Raw genomic sequence first — 23,715 nt, 5'->3', positions numbered from 1 at the left:
CGCGAATGCATAAAACGGTATTCATAAAGCGGGTAACCTGATGGGTTATCCGCTTTTTTTTTGCGATAAAAATAATACTTAATCATTTTTATTGCATATAAATTCATTAACTGGCATTGTACATCCAGGCCGCAGACACGGCGCATCAATAAGACAGACGGGAGCATTACAATGAAAAAGTTAGTTCTGGCCGCATTACTCGCCACCTTCGCCGCTGGCGCATCCGCTGCGGATAAAATCAATTTCGGCGTGTCCGCCACCTATCCGCCGTTTGAGTCGCTGGATGCCAGCAACCAGATCGTCGGTTTCGATATCGATCTGGCGAAAGCGCTGTGCAAACAGATGCAGGCCGACTGCACCTTTACTAACCATGCTTTTGACAGCCTGATCCCGTCGCTGAAGTTCAAAAAATACGACGCGGTGATCTCCGGGATGGACATCACGCCTGAGCGCAGCAAGCAGGTCGCGTTCACCGACCCGTACTACGCCAACTCGGCGGTGGTGATTGCGAAGAAAGGCGCGTATACCTCTTTCGATCAGCTGAAAGGCAAACGCATCGGGATGGAAAACGGCACCACGCACCAGAAATACCTGCAGGACAAACATCCTGAAGTGAAGACCGTGGCCTATGACAGCTACCAGAACGCGATTATCGACCTGAAAAATGGCCGTATCGACGGCGTCTTCGGCGACACCGCCGTGGTGAACGAGTGGCTCAAAACCAACCCGCAACTGGGCACGGCTACCGAGAAAGTGACCGATCCACAGTACTTCGGCACGGGCCTCGGCATCGCGGTACGTCCGGATAACAAAGCGCTTCTGGAAAAACTGAACGGCGCGCTGAAAGCGATTAAAGCGGACGGGACGTACCAGAAAATCAGCGAGCAGTGGTTCCCGCAGTAATGTCTTTTGCCGGGTGGCGGCTTCGCCTTACCCGGCCTACGGGGGGATTTGTAGGCCGGGCAAGCGCAGCGCCGCCCGGCACTCTCTCATAACGGCACAAAGAACCTGAACCGTGCCCCGCTCACCGACTCCATTAGCCTGATCCCGCCCCCGTGCAGCTCCAGCATCCGTTTCACGATTAATAGCCCCAACCCGCCGCGATTCTCCCGCGAGGCCTGGGTATTGAGCGCCGACGGCCGCTGGAACAGATCATCGCGCAGCGAGGCATCCACGCCCGTTCCGCTGTCGGACACTTCGACCTGCAGCTGTTCATTTTCCTGCCACACCGCCAGGCGAATTTCTCCGCCGCCCGGCGTATGGCGCATCGCGTTATCCAGCAGGTTGGTCACCACGCGTTCAATCATCGACACATCGGCGTTTACCATCGGCAGCGGCCCCGGCACGTCAATATGCAGATTGACCTCTCGCGTGCGGGCGGTGAGCTCAAACTTCTGCGCCACGTCGGAAATCAGCTCCGCCATTGCGAACCGCTCGCGCTGGGGTTTAATGCCGCCGTGCTCCAGGCGCGCCAGCTCAAACAGCTGCTGCGAAAGATGCCGGACTTTTTGCCCCTGACGCAGCGCGGTGGCGAGATACTGCTGGTGCTCCTGCGGCGTCAGGGTGGCGGATTTGAGCGACAGGGTTTCGAGATACCCCAGCAGTGAGGTCAGCGGCGTGCGGAGATCGTGCGAAATATTGGCGATAAACTCCCGGCGCTGGCGATCGCTGTCGGCCAGCCGATCCCACTGTTGGGTGATTTTGCGCGCCAGCTCGATAAAGCTGTTGCGCAGGATCGCCACTTCATCTTTTGCCGCCGCGTCCGGCGTCTGTGCCGCCAGCAGCCTGATTGCGCTCATGCTGTCCTGCTCCAGCCCGGCGACCTCCACCGTCAGCTGTTTGACCGGACGCGTGACCCAGTACCAGACCAGCAGCCCTGCCAGCAGCCCAAACAGCGCGACCCACAGCAGTGACCACAGGACGGTACTCCACAGCGCCTTGTGCCAGGCCATTTCCGCCAGAGCGTTTGACTCCTCGCCCTGCAAGATAATGTACAGATAGCCTTTTAGCTCGCCGTCCTGCCGCAGCGGCGTGGCACTGAAGACTTTTTGATTTTGACTGCGCGGATCGTCGCCCAGTACCGGCATGACGGTGCCGCTCAGGAAGCTCTGCACCGGCGCCAGGTCGATTTTTTGCCGCTGAATATGGCCCGGCGGTGCGGCATCGGCGAGGATATCGCCGTCAGGAGAGATAACGTACAGCTCAACGCTCGGATTAAAGGTCATCAGCCGGCCAAACAGCGGTTTCAGCGCGCTGCGGTCGACCCGGCCCTGCGCGTCAAGAATCGGTTCGCGCTGGACGATCTGCTGCGCCAGCCCACCCGACAAACGCTGCACCATTGCATTACCGTACTGCATGCTGCTGTAGAGCTGTACCGCGCAGGCGACGGCGGCGCAGAGCATCATCAGCAGGATGAAGAGCAGCGTCAGGCGCTGGCTCAGGCTAAAGCGACGCATCATGCTGCGGCTCCGCAAATTTGTAGCCCTTGCCCCAGACGGTGCGAATGATCTCCGGCTCGGCGGCGTCCTTCTCTATCTTGATGCGCAGGCGGTTGATATGGGTGTTGACGGTGTGCTCGTAGCCTTCGTGCTGGTAGCCCCAGACCTGCTCCAGCAGCGCCAGACGGGAGAACACCTCGCCGGGATGACGGGCAAAGAAGTAGAGCAACTCGAACTCGCGCGGGGTGAGGTCCACCACCTGGCCGTGAAGCAGCACGCTGCGCGCCAGCGGATCGATGGTCAGTCCGTGCGCCTGAATGTGTCCGTCGGTTTGCGCCTGCCCCATCGCCTGCTGGCGACGAAACAGTGCTTTGATACGCGCAATCAGCTCCTGCACGGAGAACGGTTTTGCCAGGTAGTCGTCGGCGCCGGTTTCCAGCCCGGTGATGCGGTCGGTTTCGCTGCTGCGGGCGCTGATGATGATCACCGGCAGGTAGCGCGTCATCTGACGGATGCGGCGGCAAATCTCCAGACCGTCCACGTTGGGCAGCATCAGGTCGAGGATCACCGCATCCCACGTCTGTGCTTCAAGACGCTGCAGGGCGTTGCCCCCGTCGGGCTCGTGGGTGATGGCGTAGCCTTCGTCTTCTAAATTGAGTCGCAGAAGCGCCGCGATATCGTGGTCGTCTTCCACCAGCAGGATCTGCTTCATGGGTAAGCCTTCATTCATTTCTTATGACGTAAGCTTACCTGATTTCGCCGGGATGAAGAGTTCACATTTTGTTGAAGATTTGGAAGGTAACAAACCAACATACTGAGGATGTTTATATGTCGATCGTCTCGTCTTTTTCAGACACACTTCTCACACTTCCTGTTAATCACAATACCGATTTCACCGATCTGGCCGACAATTGCCAGCGCTACTGCGAAGCGCTGGTTGAAGAAACCGATCCTGCCAGAAAAATCGCGCTCTGTGGCCGCCTCGCCACCTGTCTTGCCTTGCTCCGCCCGATGCTGCTGGAACCTGTGCCGCAGCATTTGTATGAACGATTAACGGTGGACATTTTCCCAGAAAGAGAACCTGCATTCAACGCGGAGCCTGATCAACTGTGCCGTTATTGTGAGGAGATTACGCAACTCTTAATAGGGGGGGTACTTGCGCCGGAGTCAGCCCGCGTGATGGGTGATCTGCTCTTTGAGCTGACAGGCTATTTTGCCGACCAGTTGAAAGCGCCACGCTGGCTTAAAACAGAGGCGGGAGTCGCATTCCAGGGTTGAGCAAACAAAGCCGGGTGGCGGCTACGCCTTACCCGGCCTACTCCGGATCGTAGGCCCGGTAAGCGCAGCGCCACCGGGCGATGTTGAGGATTAGTGCGTTTTCACCAGCAACGTCAACACTTCATAATGCGCGGTATGCGGGAACATATCAAAAAGCTGAACGCGTTCAACGCGATAGCCCGGTAGTTGCGCAATGTCTTTCGCCATGGTCTGCGCGTTGCAGCTGGAATAGATGATGTATTCCGGCGCCATCTGGCTCAGGTAGTCGCACAGCGCATTGCCGATGCCGCGGCGCGGCGGGTTGACCAGCACCAGCTCCGGCACGTTGCCCTGGCCGGTCGCGAACTGCGTGGAGTCGAGCGCCTGGAAGTGCAGATTCGTTAACCCCAGTTCGGCGGCGGACTGCTTCGCGCAGGCAATCGCTTCGGCAGAGATCTCAATGCCGGTGAGCTGCATCTCCGGCGTGGCGCAGTGCAGGCCAAACCCGCCCACGCCGCAGAACAGATCCCACATGTGGTGAACGTTCAACGCACGCACCCAGTCGCGGGCGGTAGCGTACAGGCTGCTTGCCACGGTCGGGTTGGTCTGGAAGAAGCTTTGCGGGCGGATCCACAGCGGCACGCCGTTGAAGCTCTCCGCCAGCGCGTGCTGGTCGGTGAAGAAAACCTCTTTCTCCCCTTCCATGATCGCCATATGCACCGGCTGAATGTTCGCCGTAATGACCTTCAACTGCGGAAGCTGCGCCTGCAGCCACGGTAGCGCCGCGCGCAGCTGCTCAAGCTTAGTTTCAGAGCGCAGCACGAAGCGCAGCATCATGCCGCCGTCGATCTGGCTTTCCGTCAGCAGAAGGTATTTCAGCTCGCCGCGCTTGCGGGCCACGTTATAGGGCGTTAACCCTGCCCGGGCAATAAACGGCTTGAGTGCGGCAAAGACCGGCGCAAAGGAGTCGGGATAGAGCGGGCAGTCGGTTAAATCTTCCGGCGTGCCGTCGCGGTGCAGCATCCCCAGCAGCGGTTTTTCCACGCTGCCGCTGACCACCATTTTGGCTTTGTTGCGAAAACCCTGTTCCGGGCCGCTGACGGGTGCGCACCACTCGCCCACCGCGTGTTCTGCCAGCAGCTGTTGCAGGTCGGCCATTTTGGCGGTGAGTTGTTGAGAGACCGGTTGTTCTATCCACTGACAGGAGCGGCAGCGTCCGGCGTCATAGAGTGCGCACTGCATATGAAAACCTTAAAAATCACGAGGGCTGCGATTATATACACAAAATCATTCAAGTTGTATCAAGGCGGCAAGTCTGAGAATCCCCAGGAGCTTACTCAAGTAAGTGACTGGGGTGAACAGACGCGGCCAACGCAGAGACGGCTTGAAGGATGACGTGTATACACATTATTGCAGGCGGAAGAACCGTCGACTGGAGGCCGGAACGAAGAGAAGAAAGAGCACCAGCATGTCCGGCAGTTTCTGCATAAACAGCGCGCGCAGGATCTCGCGTTTGGACTCACCGGCAATACTGAACAGCTCCGGGTAGCCATACCCCAGCGAAGCGGCCCAGAGATAGCTCGCCGCGGTAATCTGCGTCAGCATATAGACCCAGCGCGCCCAGTTGCGCCCTTTAACCAGCGAAAACGCGCAGTAGATCTCGATAAACACCAGCACCAGACTGCTCAAAAAGACCAGCGTCAGATTCCACGTCTGCACGCTGCGGTGAATGAATTCACCGATGCCGCGCACACCCAGGGTATTCAGAATCATCAGCACGTCCAGGCAGCGGATCATAATAATGGCGAGCGCCGCCACCTGAACCAGTGCAGGTACGTTAGGACGTGCGTGCGTAATACGTGATTTTTTTAATAATCCCAATGTTTTACTTCCCTGAAAAACAGTGCCGCGTCATGCGCGGCACATCACTGGAAATTTTAAATCCTTCAGCCGCGTCTTGCACGCTGGATATCGCGCACGCGCTGTTTTTCCGCGCGCGCCATCAAATACCAGGCGATAAATCCGACAATTCCGACCACGCCGAGGATGATAGAGGCCAGGGCGTTGATCTCCGGGTTGACCCCCATGCGCACGCTGGAGAAGACCAGCATCGGCAGCGTCGTCGCCCCCGGGCCGGAAACAAAGCTGGCGATAACCAGATCGTCGAGCGACAGGGTAAACGCCAGCAGCCAGCCGGAGATCACCGCCGGCATAATCATCGGCAGCGTGATGATGAAAAAGACCTTCAGCGGCGTCGCGCCGAGATCCATCGCCGCCTCTTCAATGGAGCGATCCAGCTCGCGCAGGCGCGAGGCGATCACCACCGCGACATAGGCGGTACAGAAGGTGACGTGCGCCAGCCAGATGGTGAGCATCCCGCGGTCCGCCGGCCAGCCGATGGCATGTGCCAGGGCCACGAACAGCAGCAGCAGCGCGAGACCGGTGATCACGTCCGGCATAACCAGCGGAGCGGTGATCATAAAGGCGAAGCCGTTTGAACCGCGAAAACGCCCGAAGCGCACCATCACCAGTGCGGCGATCGTGCCCAGCACGGACGCCATGGTCGCCGCCAGCGCCGCGATGGTCAGGCTCAGCCCCACCGCGCTCATCATCGCATCATCGTGGAACAGCTCGCTGTACCAGCGCGTCGACCAGCCTGCCCATACCGTCACCAGCTTGGAGCTGTTAAACGAGTAGATCACCAGCATCAGCATCGGCGCATACAGGAAGGTAAAGCCGATAACCAGGATCGCAATTCGCCACGGGGAGCGCACTACCGGTAAGTTGTTCATCCGTGATCTCCCATCTGTTTCTGCTGATGCTTGTGGAACCACATGATCGGCACGATCAGCAGCAGTAGCATCACGATCGCCACCGCCGAGGCCACCGGCCAGTCGCGGTTATTGAAGAACTCCTGCCACAGCACGCGGCCAATCATGATGCTGTCAGGCCCGCCGAGCAGTTCCGGGATCACAAACTCCCCCACCGCCGGGATAAAGACCAGCATCGACCCGGCGATAATGCCGCCCCTGGTCAGCGGGACAATGACGCTGAAGAAAGTTTTTAACGGACGGGCACCGAGATCGAGCGACGCTTCTACCAGCGAGTAGTCGATACGGGTCAGCGCCGTGTAGATCGGCAGCACCATAAACGGCAGATAGGCGTACACAATGCCGATATAGACCGCGAGATTGGTGTGCAGGATCGTCAGCGGCTGATCGATAACCCCGAGCCACATCAGGAAGTTATTTAGCACGCCGTTGTTTTTCAGGATCCCCATCCACGCGTAAACGCGGATCAGGAACGAGGTCCACGACGGTAAAATCACCAGCAGCAGCAGGATATTTCGCGTCGACGGCTTGCTGTGCGCCACCGCCCACGCCAGCGGGTAGCCCATCACCAGACAGCAGAGCGTCGAGATCGCCGCCACCTGCAGCGACTGCAGATAGGCTTCGAAATAGAGCGGGTCGTCGGTGAGCTGCAGGAAGTTACCCAGGTTTAAGGTCAGCGTCAGCTGCCCGTCGGCCCAGTCCAGCAGGTTGGTGTAAGGCGGGATCGCCCGCGCCATTTCCGCCAGGCTTATCTTGAAAACAATCAGGAACGGCAGCAGAAACAGCAGGATCAGCCACACGTATGGCATGGCGATCACCAGCTTGCGGCCGTGCTTCATCTGCATGCGCGTCAGCCAGTGGGCAAAGCCGCCCGGCTTTTCGACGCGGGCTGGAGGTTCAAGTGTACTCATTGGCCGCTCCTTATACCGTCAGCACAACGCAACTGTCTGCATCCCAACACAGGCGCACTTCGTCGCCCCAGGTCGGCTGTCCCTTGCGATAGCGATGTTCGTTCTGTAACTGCGCGCTGAGCATCTGCCCGCTTTTCAGGCGCACGTGATAGATAGAGAGATCGCCCAGATAGGCAATGTGCACCACTTCCCCGACGGCAAAGTTATAGCCATCAGCAGGCGGGTCTTCACAGAGCATGATCTTCTCCGGACGTAGCGCGACGTAGACCGGCACGTTATCCACCACCGAGTTATCCGGATCAACCTTAAGCGGATGCTGCAACCCCGGCGATTCGATGACCAGACCGTCTTCCTGACGATCTTTCAGCAGCCCTTCGAAGACGTTAACCGAGCCGATAAACTCCGCGCTGTAGCGGGTGGTCGGATGCTCATAAATCTCTTCCGGCTCGCCAATCTGCACGAACTTGCCGCGGTTCATGATCGCAATACGTCCGGCCATAGTCATGGCCTCTTCCTGGTCGTGGGTCACCATCACGCAGGTCACCCCCACGCGCTCAAGGATATCGACCACTTCGAGCTGCATACGGTCGCGCAGCTTTTTATCCAGCGCGCCCATCGGTTCGTCGAGCAGCAGCAGTTTCGGGCGTTTTGCCAGGCTGCGGGCCAGGGCCACGCGCTGACGCTGGCCGCCGGAGAGCTGGTGCGGCTTACGCTTCGCGAACTCCTGCATGTGCACGAGGCTCAGCATCTCGGCCACGCGCGCGGTAATTTCGGCTTTCGGCAGCTTGTCCTGCTTCAGGCCGAAGGCGATGTTCTGCTCCACCGTCATATGCGGAAACAGCGCGTAGGACTGGAACATCATGTTGATCGGGCGCTGATACGGCGGCACGCTGGAGAGATCCACGCCGTCGAGCACGATCTGCCCGGCGGTAGGCTGTTCAAAACCGGCCAGCATGCGCAGCAGGGTCGATTTACCGCAGCCGGAGGCCCCCAGAAGGGCAAAAATTTCGCCTTTATAGATCGTCAGGCTGACGTCGTCCACGGCATGCTGGCCATCAAAAGATTTGGTGAGGTTACGAATTTCAAGCAGCGGGGTCAGCGCTTTACGGACTTTCGCCTGCGGGCGGGGGATCGCGTCATTCACGGGGTGTTCTCCGGTAGAGATCAAAACTGGTGCAAACGCACCGTCAGGGTGCGCATCGCCGGGCGGCGCTAACGCTTGCCCGGCCTACGGGTTGTAGAGGCCCGGTAAGCGATAGCGCCTCCGGGCAGCAATACCAAACGCCGTTATTTACCGCTTTTCACCTTGGTCCACGCGCGGGTACGCACGCGGTCAATTTTTGGATCCTGGACTTTCAGGGTGAAGAGCTTGGCGAACACATCTGCTGGCGGATAGATAGCCGGGTTATTACGGATTTCTTCGCTCACCAGCGGCACGGAGGCCTTGTTACCGTTCGCATAGTAAACGTGGTCGCTGATGTGGGCGATCACGTCAGGACGCATCAGGTAGTTGAGGAACTGATACGCTTCGTCTTTGTTTTTCGCGTCAGCCGGCATCGCGAAGACGTCAAAGAAGGCCAGCGCCCCCTCCTTCGGAATGAAGTAAGAGACGTTCACGCCGTTTTTCGCCTCTTTCGCGCGGTTAGCCGCCTGCCATACGTCCCCTGCCCAGCCAATCGCGACGCAGATGTCGCCGTTCGCCAGGTCGTTAATGTACTGGGAAGAGTGGAAGTAACGAATGTTTGGACGCAGCTTCAGCAGCAGATCGGTCGCCGGGCCGGTGTAATCATCCGCCTTATTGCTGTTCGGGTCTTTGCCCAGGTAGTTCAGCACGGTCGCGAAAATCTCTTCCGGCGCATCGAGGAAGGAGACGCCGCAGCTTTTCAGCTTCTCAAGGTTTTCCGGCTTCAGCACCACGTCCCAGCTGTCCAGCTTCACGTCCGGGCCCAGCGCCGCCTTCACTTTATCGACGTTAAAGCCGATACCGGTGGTCGCCCAGAGATACGGCATCGCGTATTTGTTGTCCGGGTCATGCTTGGCCACCAGCTTCAGCACTTCCGGATCGAGATTTTTCCAGTTCGGTAACTTGCTCTTATCCAGCGGCTGGAAGACGCCTGCCGTCAGCTGGCGCTCGAGGAAGCTTGCGGAAGGCACCACGAGGTCAAACCCGGTGCTGCCCGCCATCAGTTTTCCTTCCAGCACTTCGTTGGAATCGAACACGTCGTAGACCACTTTAATGCCGGTCTCTTTTTCAAAATTTGCCACCGTGTCGGGAGCAATATAGTCAGACCAGTTATAAACGTGCAGCGTTTTTTGTTCCGCAGCGAGCGTGCCGGCAGAGACGGCCATCAGAGCACCCGCAACCAGACCCGATAACCATTTTTTATTCAAGGCGATCATAGTGTTATTCCTTCTGAAAGCTCGTTAACAAACGAACTAAAACTGTGCAATCTGGATATATGCAAAAATCATGCATAGTTTGTCGCTCTGCTCAAAATAAAAAGAAACCTCTTTACCCGGCAGCTTCCGCTCGCTTTTTGAAGCATCGCAAGAATAACTGTAGCCCGTGTCTCCGGCTATAGCCCAGACGAAAAAACGCCTTTTATCAATTTTTTATGCAGGTTAAGTCTACGTGATAAGCCGAAACGGCCTTCAGGGAGGTGAATAATTCTTTAAAGGAAGGTTAAAAGCAGCAGAAAAAATGGCCTTCTGCAGCCGCCATGGCAGCGACTGCGCAAAAGTCAGACAGGCTTAGTGAAGAAAATTGGGAGATGCATCATTATTCTCTGCATCATCTTCCGCGCTATACAGCAGATGGTGTGCATTGGCTTCCATCATGACCATCGAAATTTGCTCTTCGCTCAGGCGCATAAACCAGGCGAACTGCTTGAACGACAGCCCTGCCCCGGAGAATAAAGACTGGCAAACGACCAGTTTTGGCAGATTATCATCCTGTATGTCGAGAAATGCCTTCACCGTCAAAGAACTGGCATTGATGGCCGACAGGTCGGAGGCCAGCGCCAGTAACGCGGACGGCTTCACTTCGGCCAGCGCGGAGAAAAGGATCACGTCGTTAATCAGATCGATTTTGGCATCGAAAATGCCGTCGAAATTCTGCATATGAGGCAGATGCAGCGCCTGGCAGGAATCGCATTCGAAGAACGTAATTCCGGCATCATCAAGCCATTGACGTAACGTATCCAGTGTAGGTACGACCTGTAAATCCATCGCGATGCAGCCTCTTTAATAAAAACTTCACATAGGGTACTCAAAAAGCGCGCGGTAATCCATTTAACCACCCGTTTTCAGACAGTAGCCCGGCGTCGCATGACGCTCGATCCATAAGATCATTTTACCCGCAATATCGACCCCTGTGGTTTTTTCCACGCCTTCCAGCCCCGGCGAGGCGTTCACCTCCATGACCAGCGGCCCGCGCGTTGCGCGCAGCAGGTCTACACCCGCCACGTCCAGCCCCAGGGTTTGCGCGGCTTTCACCGCAATCTCCCGCTCCCGGTCGCTGATATCGGCTACACGCGCGACGCCGCCGCGGTGAAGGTTAGAGCGGAAATCGCCCTCTTTGGCCTGACGCTCAATGGCTGCCACCACCTCGTTTCCCACGACGAAGCAGCGGATGTCGCGCCCTTTGGCCTCTTCGATATACTCCTGCACCAGAATGTGGGCATTCAGCCCGCGGAAGGCGTCAATCACGCTCTCCGCTGCCTGACGCGTCTCCGCCAGCACCACGCCAATGCCCTGGGTGCCTTCCACCAGCTTGATCACCAAAGGGGCGCCGCCCACCATGTCGATCAGATCGCTGGTGTCGTCCGGTGAATGGGCAATCCCCGTGACGGGGAGATCGATCCCCTGACGGGCAAGGAGCTGCAGCGAGCGCAGCTTGTCGCGGGCGCGGGAAATGGCGACGGATTCGTTGAGCGGATAGCTACCCAGCATCTCGAACTGGCGCAGCGCGGCGGTGCCGTAGTAGGTAATCTGGGAGCCGATGCGGGGGATGACTGCATCAAAATGCGGCAGCTTGCGACCTTTGTAGTGAATCGACGAGGCGGCCGGGTCGATGTTCATATAACAGGACATCGGGTCGAGGATCTCAACCTGATGCCCGCGTTTCGCCGCCGCTTCTCTCAGGCGCTTACATGAATAGAGCGTTCCATCCCGGACAATATGGCAATTTTCACCCTGCACCTCTCTGAAGACATGGAAAAAGCCTGCGTATCATATACGCAGGCAGGCGCAGGATAAATGGACTATCGCGTCGCCCAGCCCTGTTTGTGCAGATAATCAAGAATAAACGGGCGATTTTCTTTAATGATGGTGCGACGAATATGGTCAGTCCAGGTATCACGACGGTTATTGCTGCCGCGCGTCAGGTAGTAGTTCGCCAGCTCTTCATCGTATTGATTCAGGACGTCCTGATCGACCGGCTGGTAGTGGTTTTCATGCACCAGCATCGCCGCAGGAATGCGCGGCTTCAGATCCGGGTTATCCGCAGGCCAGCCGAGGCACAGGCCAAACAGCGGCAGCACGTGTTTTGGCAGCTTCAGCAGCTCGGTCACGCTTTCGATGTTGTTACGCAGGCCGCCAATGTAGACACCGCCTAACCCCAGCGACTCTGCCGCCGTGAAGGCGTTTTGCGCCATCAGCGCAGTATCCACCACCCCCAGCAGTAGCTGTTCGGCCAGCCCGAGCTCGGCCTCAGGGCAGATCTGCAGATGACGGTTGAAGTCGGCGCAGAACACCCAGAACTCCGCCGCCTGGGCCACATGCTTCTGCCCGCCGGTCAGCGTCACCAGCTGCTCGCGCATGGCCGGGTCGGTAATGCGGATAATGGAGCTGCACTGCAGGAAGCTGGAGCTCGAGGTCGCCCTGGCGCTGTCAATAATCGCGGCACGCTGCGCCTCGGTAATCGGCTCATCGGTGAAGTGGCGAATGGAACGGTGGGAACGGAGCAGGTCAATTGTGGGTGTCATCTTCTCTCTCTTTGTCGTGCTTAAACCTTATGCCAGCCAGTATAGGCAATGATTTGCGCGATGTAATTGGCGAAACATAGCCTGACTGTATCAAAGCGACAGGCGAAACCTTCTTTAATGGCGGCAGGTTATCGGGCACTATATGTCTTATTCGCCGTCAGGCTTGTTTTTTGAGGAGAGAGAAATGTTTGCAGTAATTTTTGGTCGTCCAGGGTGCCCATACTGTGTACGCGCGAAAGAGCTGGCTGAGAAACTGACCGAAGAGCGCGATGACTTCAACTTCCGCTACGTGGATATCCACGCGGAAGGTATCACGAAAGCGGATCTCGAGAAAACCGTCGGTAAGCCGGTTGAAACCGTACCGCAGATCTTCCTCGATCAGAAACACATCGGCGGCTGTACTGACTTTGAAGCTTACGCCAAAGAGCATCTGGGCCTGTTTGCTGCCCAGTAATGTGAAGACGCCCTCACCGAGAGGGCGTTTTTATTTGTGATGCCGCCGGTTATGAAACAGACTGCGCACAAATAAGTAGCAGAGCGCGCCAAGGGCGCACCAGAATACAGCGCTCATCAACCATGCCAGCTCCTGCCAGAAACTCCGCGTTGAGATATAGAGCAAGCGCATCAGCAGCAAACAGAGCGGCGCAGCCAGCATGGCGCCCAGCAGCGGCTTCACTACCTCCCCTTTACGGGAGAGAAAACTGGCAGCAGCCCCCGGCAGCGTAAAAAAGAGCAGCCCCAGCTCCGGATGACCCGATGCCCTGAATGCCCCTTTCACGTTAAAAGCAAGCGACATGCATACGACCGTGAACAGCAAAAAGCAGCTGATCACCCCCGCCCAGTTTCGTTTAATGTTCAAACTATCCTCCTGACTTATCTCTATCAAATACACTTTCGTCGGGTAGACGCCCAGTCAGATAAAGCAATGCGGCAATCCTTGCCAAAGTACGCACAGGGTGATGCGATAATCAGTAGCTGTCAGTAGCTAATACGATTAAACTACACGCCAGCTAATGTTTTAGGGAATAAAGCAGGAAACAGGGAGCGTTAACGCCTTTCCCTGACCCAGAAAACAGTAGCCCAAAAAGTCCTTTCATTCAACAACTTACTGGTAAACAAGAAGTTAGCCTCCGTGAATATAAACGTCGCAGACTTGTTAAATGGGAATTACATCCTGTTATTATTTGTGGTACTGGCGCTGGGCCTTTGCCTGGGTAAATTGCGCCTGGGTTCAGTTCAACTTGGTAATTCCATTGGCGTTTTAGTCGTCTCCTTATTATTAGGCCAGCAGCACTTCAGCATTAACACGGACGCGCTCAACTTAGGTTTTATGCTGTTTATTTTTTGTGTTGGCGTGGAAGCGGGACCGAACTTTTTTTCAATTTTCTTCCGCGACGGCAAAAATTATCTGATGCTGGCGCTGGTAATGGTCGGCAGCGCGCTGCTGATCGCGTTAGGGCTGGGTAAACTGTTTGGCTGGGATATCGGGTTAACGGCCGGTATGCTGGCAGGCTCCATGACGTCCACCCCTGTGCTCGTGGGTGCCGGTGATACCCTGCGCCATTCCGGCATGGCCGGCGCGCAGCTTTCTACCGCACTCGACCACCTGAGCCTGGGCTATGCCCTGACCTATCTGATTGGTCTTGTGAGCCTGATTGTCGGCGCACGCTACCTGCCAAAACTGCAGCACCAGGATCTGCAGACCAGCGCCCAGCAAATCGCCCGCGAGCGCGGTCTCGATACCGACTCCAAACGTAAAGTCTATCTCCCGGTGATCCGCGCCTATCGCGTCGGACCAGAGCTGGTTGCCTGGGCTGACGGCAAAAATCTGCGTGAGCTGGGGATTTACCGCCAGACGGGTTGCTACATCGAACGTATCCGCCGCAACGGCATTCTGGCGAACCCGGACGGCGACGCGGTGCTGCAGATGGGCGATGACATCGCGCTGGTAGGTTACCCGGACGCCCACGCCCGTCTCGACCCGAGCTTCCGTAACGGCAAAGAGGTGTTCGACCGCGATCTGCTCGACATGCGCATCGTCACAGAAGAGATCGTGGTGAAAAACCATAACGCCGTGGGCCGCCGCCTGGCGCAGCTGAAGCTGACCGACCACGGCTGCTTCCTCAACCGCGTGATCCGCAGCCAGATTGAGATGCCTATCGACGACAACGTGGTGCTCAACAAAGGCGACGTGCTGCAGGTCAGCGGCGACGCCCGCCGCGTGAAAACCGTGGCCGACCGCATCGGCTTTATCTCCATTCACAGCCAGGTCACCGACCTGCTGGCCTTCTGCGCCTTCTTTATCGTTGGCCTGATGATCGGGATGATCACCTTCCAGTTCAGCAACTTCAGTTTCGGCATCGGTAACGCCGCCGGGCTGCTGTTCGCCGGGATCATGCTGGGCTTCCTGCGAGCGAACCACCCGACCTTCGGCTACATTCCGCAGGGTGCGCTGAACATGGTGAAAGAGTTCGGCCTAATGGTCTTTATGGCGGGCGTGGGCTTAAGCGCGGGCAGCGGGATTGGTCACAGCCTCGGCGCCGTCGGCTGGCAGATGTTGGTTTCCGGACTTATCGTCAGCCTGGTACCGGTGGTGATCTGCTTCCTGTTCGGTGCCTACGTGCTGCGCATGAACCGCGCCCTGCTCTTCGGGGCAATGATGGGGGCGCGTACCTGTGCGCCGGCCATGGAAATCATCAGCGACACCGCGCGTAGCAACATCCCGGCGCTGGGCTATGCGGGCACGTACGCTATCGCTAACGTGCTGCTGACGCTGGCGGGTACGCTGATTATCATCATCTGGCCCGGACTCGGATAACTCCTAAGAATGCGCGTAGCGGAAAATATTTTTGTTACGCGCAGAACTTTTTTATCAGGGGGCAGTCATAACTAGTGCCACTGCTTTTCTTTGATGTCCCCAATTTGTGGAGCCCATCAACCCCGCCGTTTTGGTTCAAGGTTGATGGGTTTTTTGTTGTCTGAATTTCATGGCCTTTCTAATCAGTAAATTACGCCCCATCTTTGAGCCTGATGGCGACAAAATGGCGGCAGCGTAAAAACTTGTAGCCGCAGGCCAACAAACTTCCCTCTGATTTTCCACCTGCCCTCCCTTTCAAAGTCATCGCCTCTAGACGACAAATGAATACAATCGAAAAAAACGGCAAGGAAAGCGCATGTTCGACTTTTACCCAAAGAAGACCTACAGCAGAACAGAAGTCATGAGCAGGCCAACTCCTGTTCCTGCAGTTAACGGGGTTTATTTTTGGTGGTTCAAATAAATTCCGCCAGGGGTGCCAACAAAAGGGTGCATCACAGCAGAAGGTTACACGCTTCTCTATGTCGGCATTTCCCCAGACAAGCGCGGGAAACCCAACAGTCGATCGAATTTACGAAAGCGCTTCAAAACGCATTACAGCGGCAATGCCTCAGACTCAACGCTTCGACGCACACTCGGCGTACTGCTGAGTGGAGTAAGTTGCTTCCCCCTTCGCCGGGTTGGTTCCGGCTCCAGAATGACATTCACTCACCCAGGCGAGCAGTGGCTTGACCTTTGGATGGAGCAAAATGCCAAGGTTCACTGGATACCTGTTGAAGCGCCGGGGGAGGTTGAAGACAAATTGATCGCATCCATTCCCCTGCCTTTAAATATTCAGGGAAATGCTCACAGCTTTAAGCCGACGCTTTCTGGGATGCGCACACAGGCGTCAGCAGAGGCACGATTGATGGATATTGCAGATGAGCGGGGTTTAAAAAGACGATTAGCGGTGCAGTAAAACCGCGCCGCCCGTTCAGAGTCAGTAAGCAAATTGTTCCTGCATACCTTTTGGATGAGGTGGTGCGGCGCTGATTTTTTGCGTACGGCATACTGACCGCACAAAAGTTTCATGCGTCACGAAGGTATACCCGCACTCGATGTTAGTGCACTGGTTGTAGCTTTCTTTAGTTTCGTTGGAAACCTGGAAGCTGCTTCGGGTATGTGCCGCCTGTCCGCACATAGGACAATTCACCATAATAATCAGCCCTTATTATTAACCAGTTCGCAATTTGGAACCAATCATTCTATTGCGAACTCATCTATTTTCACCTCAAAATCAATACTGGTTGTGAAAACACTGTCAGCGCTGACCGTATGCGTGAGCGTGGTGATCGTCCTTTCCGCTTCATCTAAGGGCTGCTTAAAGGCGCTCACCTTCACGGGCATTTACGTGTAGAGATCGGCCCGGCCTTCCGTCAGTTGCAGAGAGAAGGACGCCACACCACGCTGCAAGCGCTCCCACTGCATTTTTGCGGCCCATTCAGCGTTGGTTCGGTTGGCATAGGTCCGGTTGAATACCAGTACGTTTTCATCCGTGCCGACTAGATAATCCCCCTGCTTTGCCTCCGGCTCCTTTGCTGTCGTTGTTTTCTTCCGCCGCTTAACGCTTGTGGTTTCCTTCTTTGCAGGCTCCCGCGTATGCAGCCAGTTGGCAATCACGCCCGTACAGGCTTCACGATCTGCCAAACTGAAACGGTGACTGTCTCCGGCGTTGCGGGTGAGGGTGATTACCGGCAGTGGCTTTCCGCTGACAATTTTGCCCTGCCCCTGCCGGATAAACAGCAGATGACCGACGCCGCTCAGAACCAGGAGGACGTGAACAACATCCGCCAGGCCATGAAAAGCGCAAAAGGGCCGGGCAACTTCCGCAACATGTTTATGTACTCGCCCAACGGCAAAAAGGACGGGATTCAAATCATCCCGCTGTCAGAGGTGGCGGCGAAGGATGAGTTAAAACGTGAGCCGGGATGACATGATGGCGGCACACCGCGTACCACCGCAGATGATGGGTATTATGCCGAGTAATGTTGGGGGGTTGGGGATGTGGAGAAGGCGAGCAAGTTTTTTGTTCGTAATGAGTAACTACCATTGCAAAAAAGAATGCTGGAAATAAACACTTGATTTGATAAGGAAATAATATCATTCGATAACTATCAACTTACTTGAAAAAACGGAGTCAGAAATTCTGACTCCTAATTTCAGCCAAGAATGGATTTCAATGACAAATTGAGTTTATCAATTAATTTTTCATCATCATAATTTACAGATTTGATGTTTTTAAGTGCTGCGGGCAATTCAGCATCACCGATTACAACAGGAATTATAGGAACATAGCTTTCATCTTTTACCGAAGCTTTACGAAGAAAACCATCCACCTCTTTTTTCATATATAATCCCATATCCTCATTAGACAGAAGCAATATAGCCACAGCACTATTATCTATAGCCTCATTGACTTGCTTCTCAACAATCTGCCCCGGCAATATGCTATTTTCATCGAACCATATTTCAAAGCCCAACTCATGAAGTTTATGAGTAATCTGCCGGGCCTTACTTTTTTCTTGCGCAGGATAAATTAAGAATATTTGCTTTCCTTTTTTAACTGCCTTTAATCTTCTTTCCTTCAATTTCATTAGTAGAATCAGGCATAGACCGGAGTAAGCAACAGATAACCCAATGATGGAGATAACGACCTCATCATTAACCCCTCGAAAGAAATACGGAATTCGTGGGATAAGAGTTACAACAAGTCCAGCAATGATCAATGCAACTGAAATAATATAACGAATATTTTTTTCCATTTACACACCCTTAATCCACAGAACAAAGGAAGCAAAAAACAAAACACCGACTAAGTTACACCCAATACATAAAACCCAAACCTGACCTCTTGGATTTCCTGTTCGCCCTTCCCAATCTTGATGAAAAGACATGAATCCGAGCAAAGTAAAAAACGAGAAAACAAGAAAGCTAGTAGTTCCCAAGTATTGATTAACTGCCTGGCTAGCTGTAGTTGCTGTTTGAACAGTTTTAGTCAAATCATATAAATTCAACAACGACGCACCAATTGTTGATAATATCAACTCATTCCCGAAGTAAAAATCACTTTTTTGCCAGCCAGAGGTTCTGGCTATTTTTTTCACAAAAGCCCCACATAGAATCATCAACAATGGGAACACCAAAGCAACAACGTATTTATTACCAATGACATCAATCATTAATCATCATTCCTTAAATAAATCGCATCACGCCTTTTTGTTTTTAGTTCCTACATTACTAGCCACCATAGACATCAATAAGCTATACCCAAAATACATAATAATTTTATCGGTTTATACAACGCAACGAAACATATCATACTATGCTCAACATTCGAAACAACATTATCATCCCAGCGCGCGCTCGTATCCCCGCCACGCCTGCCCGCTTTGTGTAGTGGTTTTCATGCAGACGCATGACAGGCCGGAAAGCGCGCCAGTTCTGGCGGCCCCGACCCGTAGCGATCCTTTTTGGATCATGCGAATCCATGCACCATAGACATGCACTGCGTTCTTAAACCGCAGGATGCCAAACGGGAGGGAGTTTCCCATGGTGCGGAATCACTATGCGTACTCTCATCCTGCCCTACTCCATATTCATTCAGCTTGGTAACCAGATCGCTTGTCAGCTCCGACAGCCACAAAATCGCAACCTCCTTGTCGTCATCGCTACAATCTGAGCTCGCCACCAGTCGGGCCATAAGTTCTATCCGCTGCAGTGCAAGTGACTCCATGAACAAATCGTTCACAACTCCCGCCCAATATTACTGTTTATATACACAGTTCATCATATGATTTTAAAGCTGGAATAGTTTTTTACTCAGCTAACTCTTTAATTAATTGATATGCCATTTCTCTGAGCTGTCAGTACCACTGACGCCATTTGTCATCCTCCTGTAGGCGCTGGTTCCGGTAGAACAGGCGCAGCATGGCTCCAGATGGCAGGCTGCCGCCACGCAAGCAAATCCACTTCCTTTTCACTGGCGTCAAAGCCTCTGGACAGCAACTCCGCATCGAGTTGTAGCCGTTGGTGTTCAGTAATTTCTTGTTTGTAGCCTTTTCGGCGCTTCGGTTTAACCAGCCGCAGCCTTGCCGTCAGCTCGAGCAGTTCCTTTTTGCTCATGTTTTCGACGTCCGGCAGCACTGCCGGTTCTTCGCTGCCCGGTAGTTGGCCCCCTGTCTGGTACGTTTTTTCAACAGGGGGGACAGTTATTGCCACGAGTCCAAGGGCCGCAACCGCCCTGGTCGGCTGTAGCCTCCTGAACGTCAACGATCTTACGAACCATATTCCACTTGATGGCGTGCGTGCAGATCCGGCCCTCAACAATTGAGGACCAGATGCTATAAATGCGAATGCCGTGATCACCATAGGCGCTCGGCTCGTAGTTAAACTCGTATTCCGTTCTGACAAGATGATGTTTACGGGGAACCAGCACGCCGCCCTGCTTCATGATGTAGGTAGCAAAGCATCCCGCAGCCGCCAGCACAGCGTCCAGACGGGCATTTTCCAAAACCGGCGCACCTGCTTTTTTATCTCCCTGCGCTCTACCAGCCTGACCTGCCAATAGGCGCAGCTCTCGATAAGCCTGACGGCCCAGAAACGGAACTGCCGAACACTCTGCAGTGACGCCCAGGCGCTGACGTTCTCCATTGCCTGATGGCGATAGGTTTCTTTTTCCTGAAAAAGCAGTTCCAGCACCTCGTTAACATTGAGCTGATTGGTTTTATGTGGTTCGCCAGATTAGCCATGCGGCTAGCCATTATAGATGCTCTTGCATGTCGTTCTTCCATGCCCGCCTAGGTAAACATCAGGTTAAGCCCAGCATCATCTGGCCCGGTTTTGGTGATTCGGGTTTTAATATTTCGCATTGTGTTCCTCCTGAATTTGGGCAAAAAGAAGCCCGGCGGGTTTACGCCATTAATTTCTGGTCTGAGTTAATTCGGCATGGTTAGCCGTTTTGGAAATAAGCTCACCACTGCACGAAAATGGTTCATTGCTTTTATCAGCTCCCGCTTTACGCCAGTCGTCAGCTCACTAATTTTGACGCCGTGACGCTCTGCCGGAATGTTAGCCATAAAAAAATGGCGGCTAATGCTCGCTTGTTTTGTATATTATTTGCGTCCCGAGGGTCTCTCATTTCATTAATAAACCGCTCAAGCTCTGACTCAATATTAATTCCAAATACCTTTGCCCTTAATTCCGCTATGTGATTCAACCCCTCATAGCGTTTACCTGGGCTTATCGTGCGAGTCGTTGCAGCACCTTCAATAGCCATAGTTTCCCCTGCTTGATCGTTGACAGGTCAGCCAGCAATTCAGCCTGCGAGTGGCACGGGTGCCAGCGCTTGCTGTCTTTGCCTGCAATCCAGTCATGACCGAAGTGCATTCCTGGACTTTTCTTAACGAGCAATGATGCAAATGACGGTTCATTTGTCAGTATAGCCACCTCAACTCAGGCCGAACGATGAGCCAAGACCCGTAACGGTATCGACAACGCTTGCCATTGCGGGGTTGGCTTGCAATCGCGCCTGCAGTGAAATGGCTGTAAGCGCCATCAGACGAGTCACTGAATTGACACTTTCGATGACCTGCCGACGAGTCGTCTCGTTCAAATGCACACCAGACACGTCATTTGCAGCCACACGCTCGATCTCGGCGGTAGCTTTCAGGACATACTGCGGCATATTCTCCCGCGCGACTTCATTGATTGGTACACATGGCAGGCAATGGATCTGCGCCAGAAACCCATCAACCAATGTTGAATCTTCCGTAAGGTCGGTCAGCAACCATATATCGGGAGCAGTGAGCTGATGAGGCTGTTCCGGGTTCAGCTTGTTACGCAGGGTTTGAACATTCATGCCAGCGCGTTCTGCCTATTTCGCCAAGTTGTGATGCAATGCGCAAGTGCGGCAAGCTTCATCAAAATAGTCTTGTTGGAAACTCTGTAAGCAAACATGGTTTTCATCTCCGAACTTATCGCAAAATCGAACCATAAAAGTGAAAGCAACAAGTAAAGGTTTTACACGCCGAAAGTGCATTTACTGTCAAAGCGGCCATGTTAATCATGACTCTTTCGAGCTTTTTGTCTTTGCGGAGACGATGCCGCGGAAGGCGGCCACCAGCCAACATGTCATTGATCGTATCAACAGGAAGGCCTGTGAGTTCGTTATAACGTTCAATTGTGACATGCGGTGTATTCAGAGTAATTGAAATGTTTGGGGTTATGGTGCAACATTCCTCTTTTAGTCCGGCTTGTGGCGAGTCGTTGTTTAACGTGATTAGTAGTTAAGGCTCCAAAAGAACACTTTGAGTTCAATTTTAAGGTTGCTTTTGGAATCCATCAACACATTTTGATTTCTTTTGAGGTCTTGTGGATTTCAGCAGCGGCGGTAAGAAAATCATTGAACGGTTGGTAGAGGCGTATGGGTTCAATACTCGACAAGCGCTTTGTGATCATTTGGGTGTGTCCAAGAGCACTATGGTTACGCGCTACATGCGGGACATCTTTCCTGCTGATTGGGTATTGCAGTGCTTTATGGAAACCGGTGTTTCAATTGATTGGCTTGTCTACGGTAAGGGTGATTTAAAAGCAAACACAGCTGTAAAGTTAACGGATATAAACACTCAAGAACTGAAAAATGGTGAAGCTGTTGCACTTGGCTCGTACAAAATTGATCCATCGCTCCTACTTCGAGAGGTTAGATCACCATTAGCTATTAAAACTGACCGACAGATTTATGTTTGTGACCGCGATGATGCAATTCTTTCTGATGGTCAGTGGTTAGTTCAGATTGAAGGGAAATTAAGCATAAAAAAAATAAACTTAATCCCTGTTCGTAAAGCAATGATTTCAGGAGATGGATTTACTTTTGAGTGCGACATTAACGCTATTAAACCGATTGCTAAAGTTTACAGTGTGATCAGCGAGGCTTAAATGGATATTAAGTGGAATTGGGAGTTGGATGACGAATTTCTTGGTGAAAAATTACCTGCAGATACATTAGATAGAAAAAAGTACGCCAAATATCTTTATGAAATATGCGCTGCTCGAGGTGAAAAATCTAATTTAGTAATTAACATTAATGCTGAGTGGGGCGCAGGTAAAACCTATTTCACGAAACGTTTAGCCAAAACAATTTCAAATAACCATCCCACAATATACATTGATGCTTGGAAAGAGGACTTTTCAGACGACCCATTACTGACAGTATTTTGTGGTATCAAAGATCAATTATCTGACCAATCTGATGCTTTTACCAAATTAATAAACTCGACCATTGAGAATGTTGGCCCATTATTAAAAACAGCTGCACCTGTGATTATTGATGGACTAATACAAAAATTTACTGGTGTCGAATCCTTTTCAGATTTGACCAAAGATTTATCATCAAAATTAATAGAAATACACACAGAAAAATCAACTAAAATAGAAACTGTAAGAACAGGAATCAGTCGCTGGGTTGAATACGTTGGCCGAAAGGATGGTATAGATAAAGAACTCCCATTATTTATAATAATTGACGAACTTGATAGATGCCGACCTGATTTCTCTATTAGCCTTTTAGAAATCTCAAAACATATTTTCAATATCCCAGGCGTTGTTTTTATTGTGGCCACTGACACCCAACAATTGCAACACTCAATAAAAGTCATTTATGGTACGGATTTTTCTGCAAGCCATTATTTAAGCAGATTTTTTGACCGTCGTTTTCTTCTTCCAACACCAGAATACAAAGATCTATTATTAACAAAAACAGGTGAAAATATTGTTTCAGAATTTGATACTTTACGGGAAAAACTCACCCCATGCCCACCAGATCTGGCATCGTTTGCCAGCAATTGCTCATCAATTTTACTATCGATAAAAATTAACATTAGAGACGCTGTAAAGATATATGAGAGATTGATAGATATCCTTATTACGTCAAATAAGGCATTTGATCCTAATCTGATGCTGATATTAGCTGCATTTAATTTCAAAGATCATGATTTATACGCAAAAATAAAATCTAAAGAAAAATTAATCCCAAGCCCTCTCAACACAAACATTGACTTATCATTCGATCTGTCATACGCAAGGACATCTGTAAGATACTTCCGAAACAATGGTGGTGTATATAGTAATAACTATTCAAACAAAGAAATATCAACCGGGGTCCTATACTACATCGAAACTGCTTGGAATATTTTAACTCTACCGAGATCCATACCTCATGGTACACGACCAAGCAATACACCTGAGCTTTGGATGGAGGGCGAATTATCTAGTGACGAGTCACTAACCAACTTTCTAAAAATGGGATATGCCCGAAGTAAACATTATGAAAATGAATTAAAAATTCATCATTATTTCGATCTAATTGAACTGAGCACAATATTTGATTGATGTATGAAAAAATCAAACCATACATTGACCACTGTTCAAACACACAGTTAAATT

General features: G+C 52.8%; 24 protein-coding genes and 6 pseudogenes. 8 read left to right on the top strand and 22 right to left on the bottom strand.

Translation table 11 applies throughout. The features are described from left to right. The first annotated feature begins 171 nt into the window (after positions 1-171). Entirely contained in the window at positions 172-903 is a 732-nt protein-coding gene (artJ, locus tag ACMGGU_RS05300) for an arginine ABC transporter substrate-binding protein ArtJ (protein WP_021240923.1), read from the top strand. 86 nt (positions 904-989) lie between these two features. On the opposite strand, the gene ACMGGU_RS05295 is transcribed toward artJ, so the two are convergent. Together ACMGGU_RS05295 and ACMGGU_RS05290 are read right to left on the bottom strand one after the other, a co-directional pair. Continuing rightward, positions 990-2,459 carry a sensor histidine kinase gene (locus tag ACMGGU_RS05295; RefSeq protein WP_048027102.1) on the bottom strand — a complete coding sequence of 490 codons (1,470 nt, stop codon included), beginning with the start codon at positions 2,457-2,459 and terminating at the stop codon, positions 990-992. After that, entirely contained in the window at positions 2,443-3,150 is a 708-nt protein-coding gene (locus ACMGGU_RS05290; protein WP_025912904.1) for a response regulator transcription factor, read from the bottom strand. The genes ACMGGU_RS05295 and ACMGGU_RS05290 overlap by 17 nt, the downstream gene beginning before the upstream one ends. Before the next feature lie 116 nt (positions 3,151-3,266). On the opposite strand from ACMGGU_RS05290, the gene ACMGGU_RS05285 reads away from it, so the two are divergent. Next, positions 3,267-3,716: a hypothetical protein gene (locus ACMGGU_RS05285; protein ID WP_048222233.1), complete on the top strand. Its 450-nt coding sequence runs from the start codon at positions 3,267-3,269 to the stop codon at positions 3,714-3,716. Positions 3,717-3,806: 90 nt separating this feature from the next. Here the strand turns inward: ACMGGU_RS05285 and rlmC are convergent, their stop codons facing one another. The 9 genes and pseudogenes from rlmC to nfsA form a co-directional block, all read right to left on the bottom strand. Then, positions 3,807-4,937, bottom strand: a complete 1,131-nt coding sequence (gene rlmC, locus ACMGGU_RS05280; RefSeq protein WP_252073617.1) for a 23S rRNA (uracil(747)-C(5))-methyltransferase RlmC — start codon at positions 4,935-4,937, stop codon at positions 3,807-3,809. Positions 4,938-5,102: 165 nt separating this feature from the next. Next, on the bottom strand, positions 5,103-5,576 hold the full coding sequence (locus ACMGGU_RS05275; RefSeq protein WP_045908434.1) for a YbjO family protein: 474 nt from the start codon (positions 5,574-5,576) through the stop codon (positions 5,103-5,105). A gap of 65 nt (positions 5,577-5,641) precedes the next feature. Beyond that, entirely contained in the window at positions 5,642-6,487 is an 846-nt protein-coding gene (gene potI / locus ACMGGU_RS05270) for a putrescine ABC transporter permease PotI (protein ID WP_008503447.1), read from the bottom strand. Further along, entirely contained in the window at positions 6,484-7,437 is a 954-nt protein-coding gene (potH, locus tag ACMGGU_RS05265) for a putrescine ABC transporter permease PotH (RefSeq protein ID WP_048222227.1), read from the bottom strand. The genes potI and potH overlap by 4 nt, the downstream gene beginning before the upstream one ends. Positions 7,438-7,447: 10 nt before the next feature. Then, entirely contained in the window at positions 7,448-8,581 is a 1,134-nt protein-coding gene (gene potG, locus ACMGGU_RS05260; protein WP_021240929.1) for a putrescine ABC transporter ATP-binding subunit PotG, read from the bottom strand. Positions 8,582-8,724: 143 nt separating this feature from the next. Further along, positions 8,725-9,837, bottom strand: a complete 1,113-nt coding sequence (potF, locus tag ACMGGU_RS05255; protein WP_262807887.1) for a spermidine/putrescine ABC transporter substrate-binding protein PotF — start codon at positions 9,835-9,837, stop codon at positions 8,725-8,727. A gap of 351 nt (positions 9,838-10,188) precedes the next feature. After that, positions 10,189-10,665: a YbjN domain-containing protein gene (locus ACMGGU_RS05250; protein WP_003858385.1), complete on the bottom strand. Its 477-nt coding sequence runs from the start codon at positions 10,663-10,665 to the stop codon at positions 10,189-10,191. Positions 10,666-10,728: 63 nt separating this feature from the next. Next, positions 10,729-11,630 (bottom strand): annotated as a pseudogene (gene rimK / locus ACMGGU_RS05245) (30S ribosomal protein S6--L-glutamate ligase). Between the two features lie 69 nt (positions 11,631-11,699). Beyond that, positions 11,700-12,422 (bottom strand): nitroreductase NfsA, encoded by a 723-nt coding sequence (nfsA, locus tag ACMGGU_RS05240; RefSeq protein WP_045908437.1) that lies wholly within the window; start codon positions 12,420-12,422, stop codon positions 11,700-11,702. A gap of 184 nt (positions 12,423-12,606) precedes the next feature. On the opposite strand from nfsA, the gene ACMGGU_RS05235 reads away from it, so the two are divergent. Then, positions 12,607-12,876, top strand: a complete 270-nt coding sequence (locus ACMGGU_RS05235; protein WP_006809455.1) for a GrxA family glutaredoxin — start codon at positions 12,607-12,609, stop codon at positions 12,874-12,876. A gap of 30 nt (positions 12,877-12,906) precedes the next feature. Here ACMGGU_RS05235 and ACMGGU_RS05230 read toward each other — a convergent pair whose 3' ends face one another. Continuing rightward, positions 12,907-13,281 (bottom strand): inner membrane protein YbjM, encoded by a 375-nt coding sequence (locus tag ACMGGU_RS05230; RefSeq protein ID WP_048027093.1) that lies wholly within the window; start codon positions 13,279-13,281, stop codon positions 12,907-12,909. 273 nt (positions 13,282-13,554) lie between these two features. On the opposite strand from ACMGGU_RS05230, the gene ACMGGU_RS05225 reads away from it, so the two are divergent. After that, on the top strand, positions 13,555-15,240 hold the full coding sequence (locus ACMGGU_RS05225) for an aspartate:alanine antiporter (protein ID WP_014169303.1): 1,686 nt from the start codon (positions 13,555-13,557) through the stop codon (positions 15,238-15,240). A gap of 472 nt (positions 15,241-15,712) precedes the next feature. Then, on the top strand, positions 15,713-16,195 hold the full coding sequence (locus tag ACMGGU_RS05220; RefSeq protein WP_420300315.1) for a GIY-YIG nuclease family protein: 483 nt from the start codon (positions 15,713-15,715) through the stop codon (positions 16,193-16,195). Between the two features lie 21 nt (positions 16,196-16,216). On the opposite strand, the gene ACMGGU_RS05215 is transcribed toward ACMGGU_RS05220, so the two are convergent. Both ACMGGU_RS05215 and ACMGGU_RS05210 read right to left on the bottom strand, forming a co-directional pair. After that, positions 16,217-16,432, bottom strand: coding sequence for an ogr/Delta-like zinc finger family protein (locus tag ACMGGU_RS05215; RefSeq protein ID WP_420300314.1), 216 nt, complete (start codon positions 16,430-16,432; stop codon positions 16,217-16,219). A 44-nt stretch (positions 16,433-16,476) separates the two neighbouring features. After that, positions 16,477-17,028 (bottom strand): annotated as a pseudogene (locus tag ACMGGU_RS05210) (phage late control D family protein); the annotation flags it as partial. Between ACMGGU_RS05210 and ACMGGU_RS05205 the strand changes: the two are divergent. Beyond that, positions 17,023-17,358 (top strand): annotated as a pseudogene (locus tag ACMGGU_RS05205) (capsid portal protein); the annotation flags it as partial. The pseudogenes ACMGGU_RS05210 and ACMGGU_RS05205 overlap by 6 nt on opposite strands. Positions 17,359-17,435: 77 nt before the next feature. Here ACMGGU_RS05205 and ACMGGU_RS05200 read toward each other — a convergent pair. The 8 genes and pseudogenes from ACMGGU_RS05200 to ACMGGU_RS05165 all read right to left on the bottom strand — a co-directional run bounded on the left by ACMGGU_RS05200 (position 17,436) and on the right by ACMGGU_RS05165 (position 21,500). Further along, complete coding sequence (locus tag ACMGGU_RS05200) at positions 17,436-18,038, bottom strand: toll/interleukin-1 receptor domain-containing protein (protein WP_420300313.1); 603 nt, start codon at positions 18,036-18,038, stop codon at positions 17,436-17,438. Then, positions 18,039-18,455 carry a hypothetical protein gene (locus tag ACMGGU_RS05195; RefSeq protein WP_420300312.1) on the bottom strand — a complete coding sequence of 139 codons (417 nt, stop codon included), beginning with the start codon at positions 18,453-18,455 and terminating at the stop codon, positions 18,039-18,041. Positions 18,456-18,623: 168 nt separating this feature from the next. Continuing rightward, positions 18,624-18,755, bottom strand: coding sequence for a hypothetical protein (locus ACMGGU_RS05190; RefSeq protein ID WP_420300311.1), 132 nt, complete (start codon positions 18,753-18,755; stop codon positions 18,624-18,626). Positions 18,756-19,139: 384 nt separating this feature from the next. Continuing rightward, positions 19,140-19,950: pseudogene (locus ACMGGU_RS05185) on the bottom strand (replication endonuclease); the annotation flags it as partial. 260 nt (positions 19,951-20,210) lie between these two features. Continuing rightward, positions 20,211-20,551 (bottom strand): annotated as a pseudogene (locus ACMGGU_RS05180) (DUF5347 family protein). Next, positions 20,515-20,715: a phage filamentation protein Fil family protein gene (locus ACMGGU_RS05175; RefSeq protein WP_420300958.1), complete on the bottom strand. Its 201-nt coding sequence runs from the start codon at positions 20,713-20,715 to the stop codon at positions 20,515-20,517. Before ACMGGU_RS05175 ends, ACMGGU_RS05180 begins: the two are co-directional and overlap by 37 nt. 7 nt (positions 20,716-20,722) lie before the next feature. Further along, positions 20,723-21,231, bottom strand: a pseudogene (locus ACMGGU_RS05170) (phage regulatory CII family protein). A 17-nt stretch (positions 21,232-21,248) separates the two neighbouring features. After that, entirely contained in the window at positions 21,249-21,500 is a 252-nt protein-coding gene (locus ACMGGU_RS05165; protein ID WP_420300957.1) for a regulator, read from the bottom strand. Between the two features lie 145 nt (positions 21,501-21,645). On the opposite strand from ACMGGU_RS05165, the gene ACMGGU_RS05160 reads away from it, so the two are divergent. Both ACMGGU_RS05160 and ACMGGU_RS05155 read left to right on the top strand, forming a co-directional pair. Continuing rightward, the gene (locus ACMGGU_RS05160) at positions 21,646-22,209 is read left to right on the top strand and encodes a phage repressor protein CI (RefSeq protein ID WP_420300310.1); all 564 of its coding nucleotides are present in this window, start codon (positions 21,646-21,648) and stop codon (positions 22,207-22,209) included. Beyond that, positions 22,210-23,661, top strand: a complete 1,452-nt coding sequence (locus ACMGGU_RS05155) for a KAP family P-loop NTPase fold protein (protein ID WP_420300309.1) — start codon at positions 22,210-22,212, stop codon at positions 23,659-23,661. Positions 23,662-23,715: the final 54 nt, after the last annotated feature.

The sequence above is a fragment of the Enterobacter sp. BNK-8 genome, from assembly GCF_048685095.1.
Lineage (GTDB): Bacteria > Pseudomonadota > Gammaproteobacteria > Enterobacterales > Enterobacteriaceae > Enterobacter > Enterobacter quasiroggenkampii.
The sequence above is the reverse complement of the archived record's forward strand: the minus strand, read 5'-3'. Positions and strand labels throughout refer to the sequence as shown.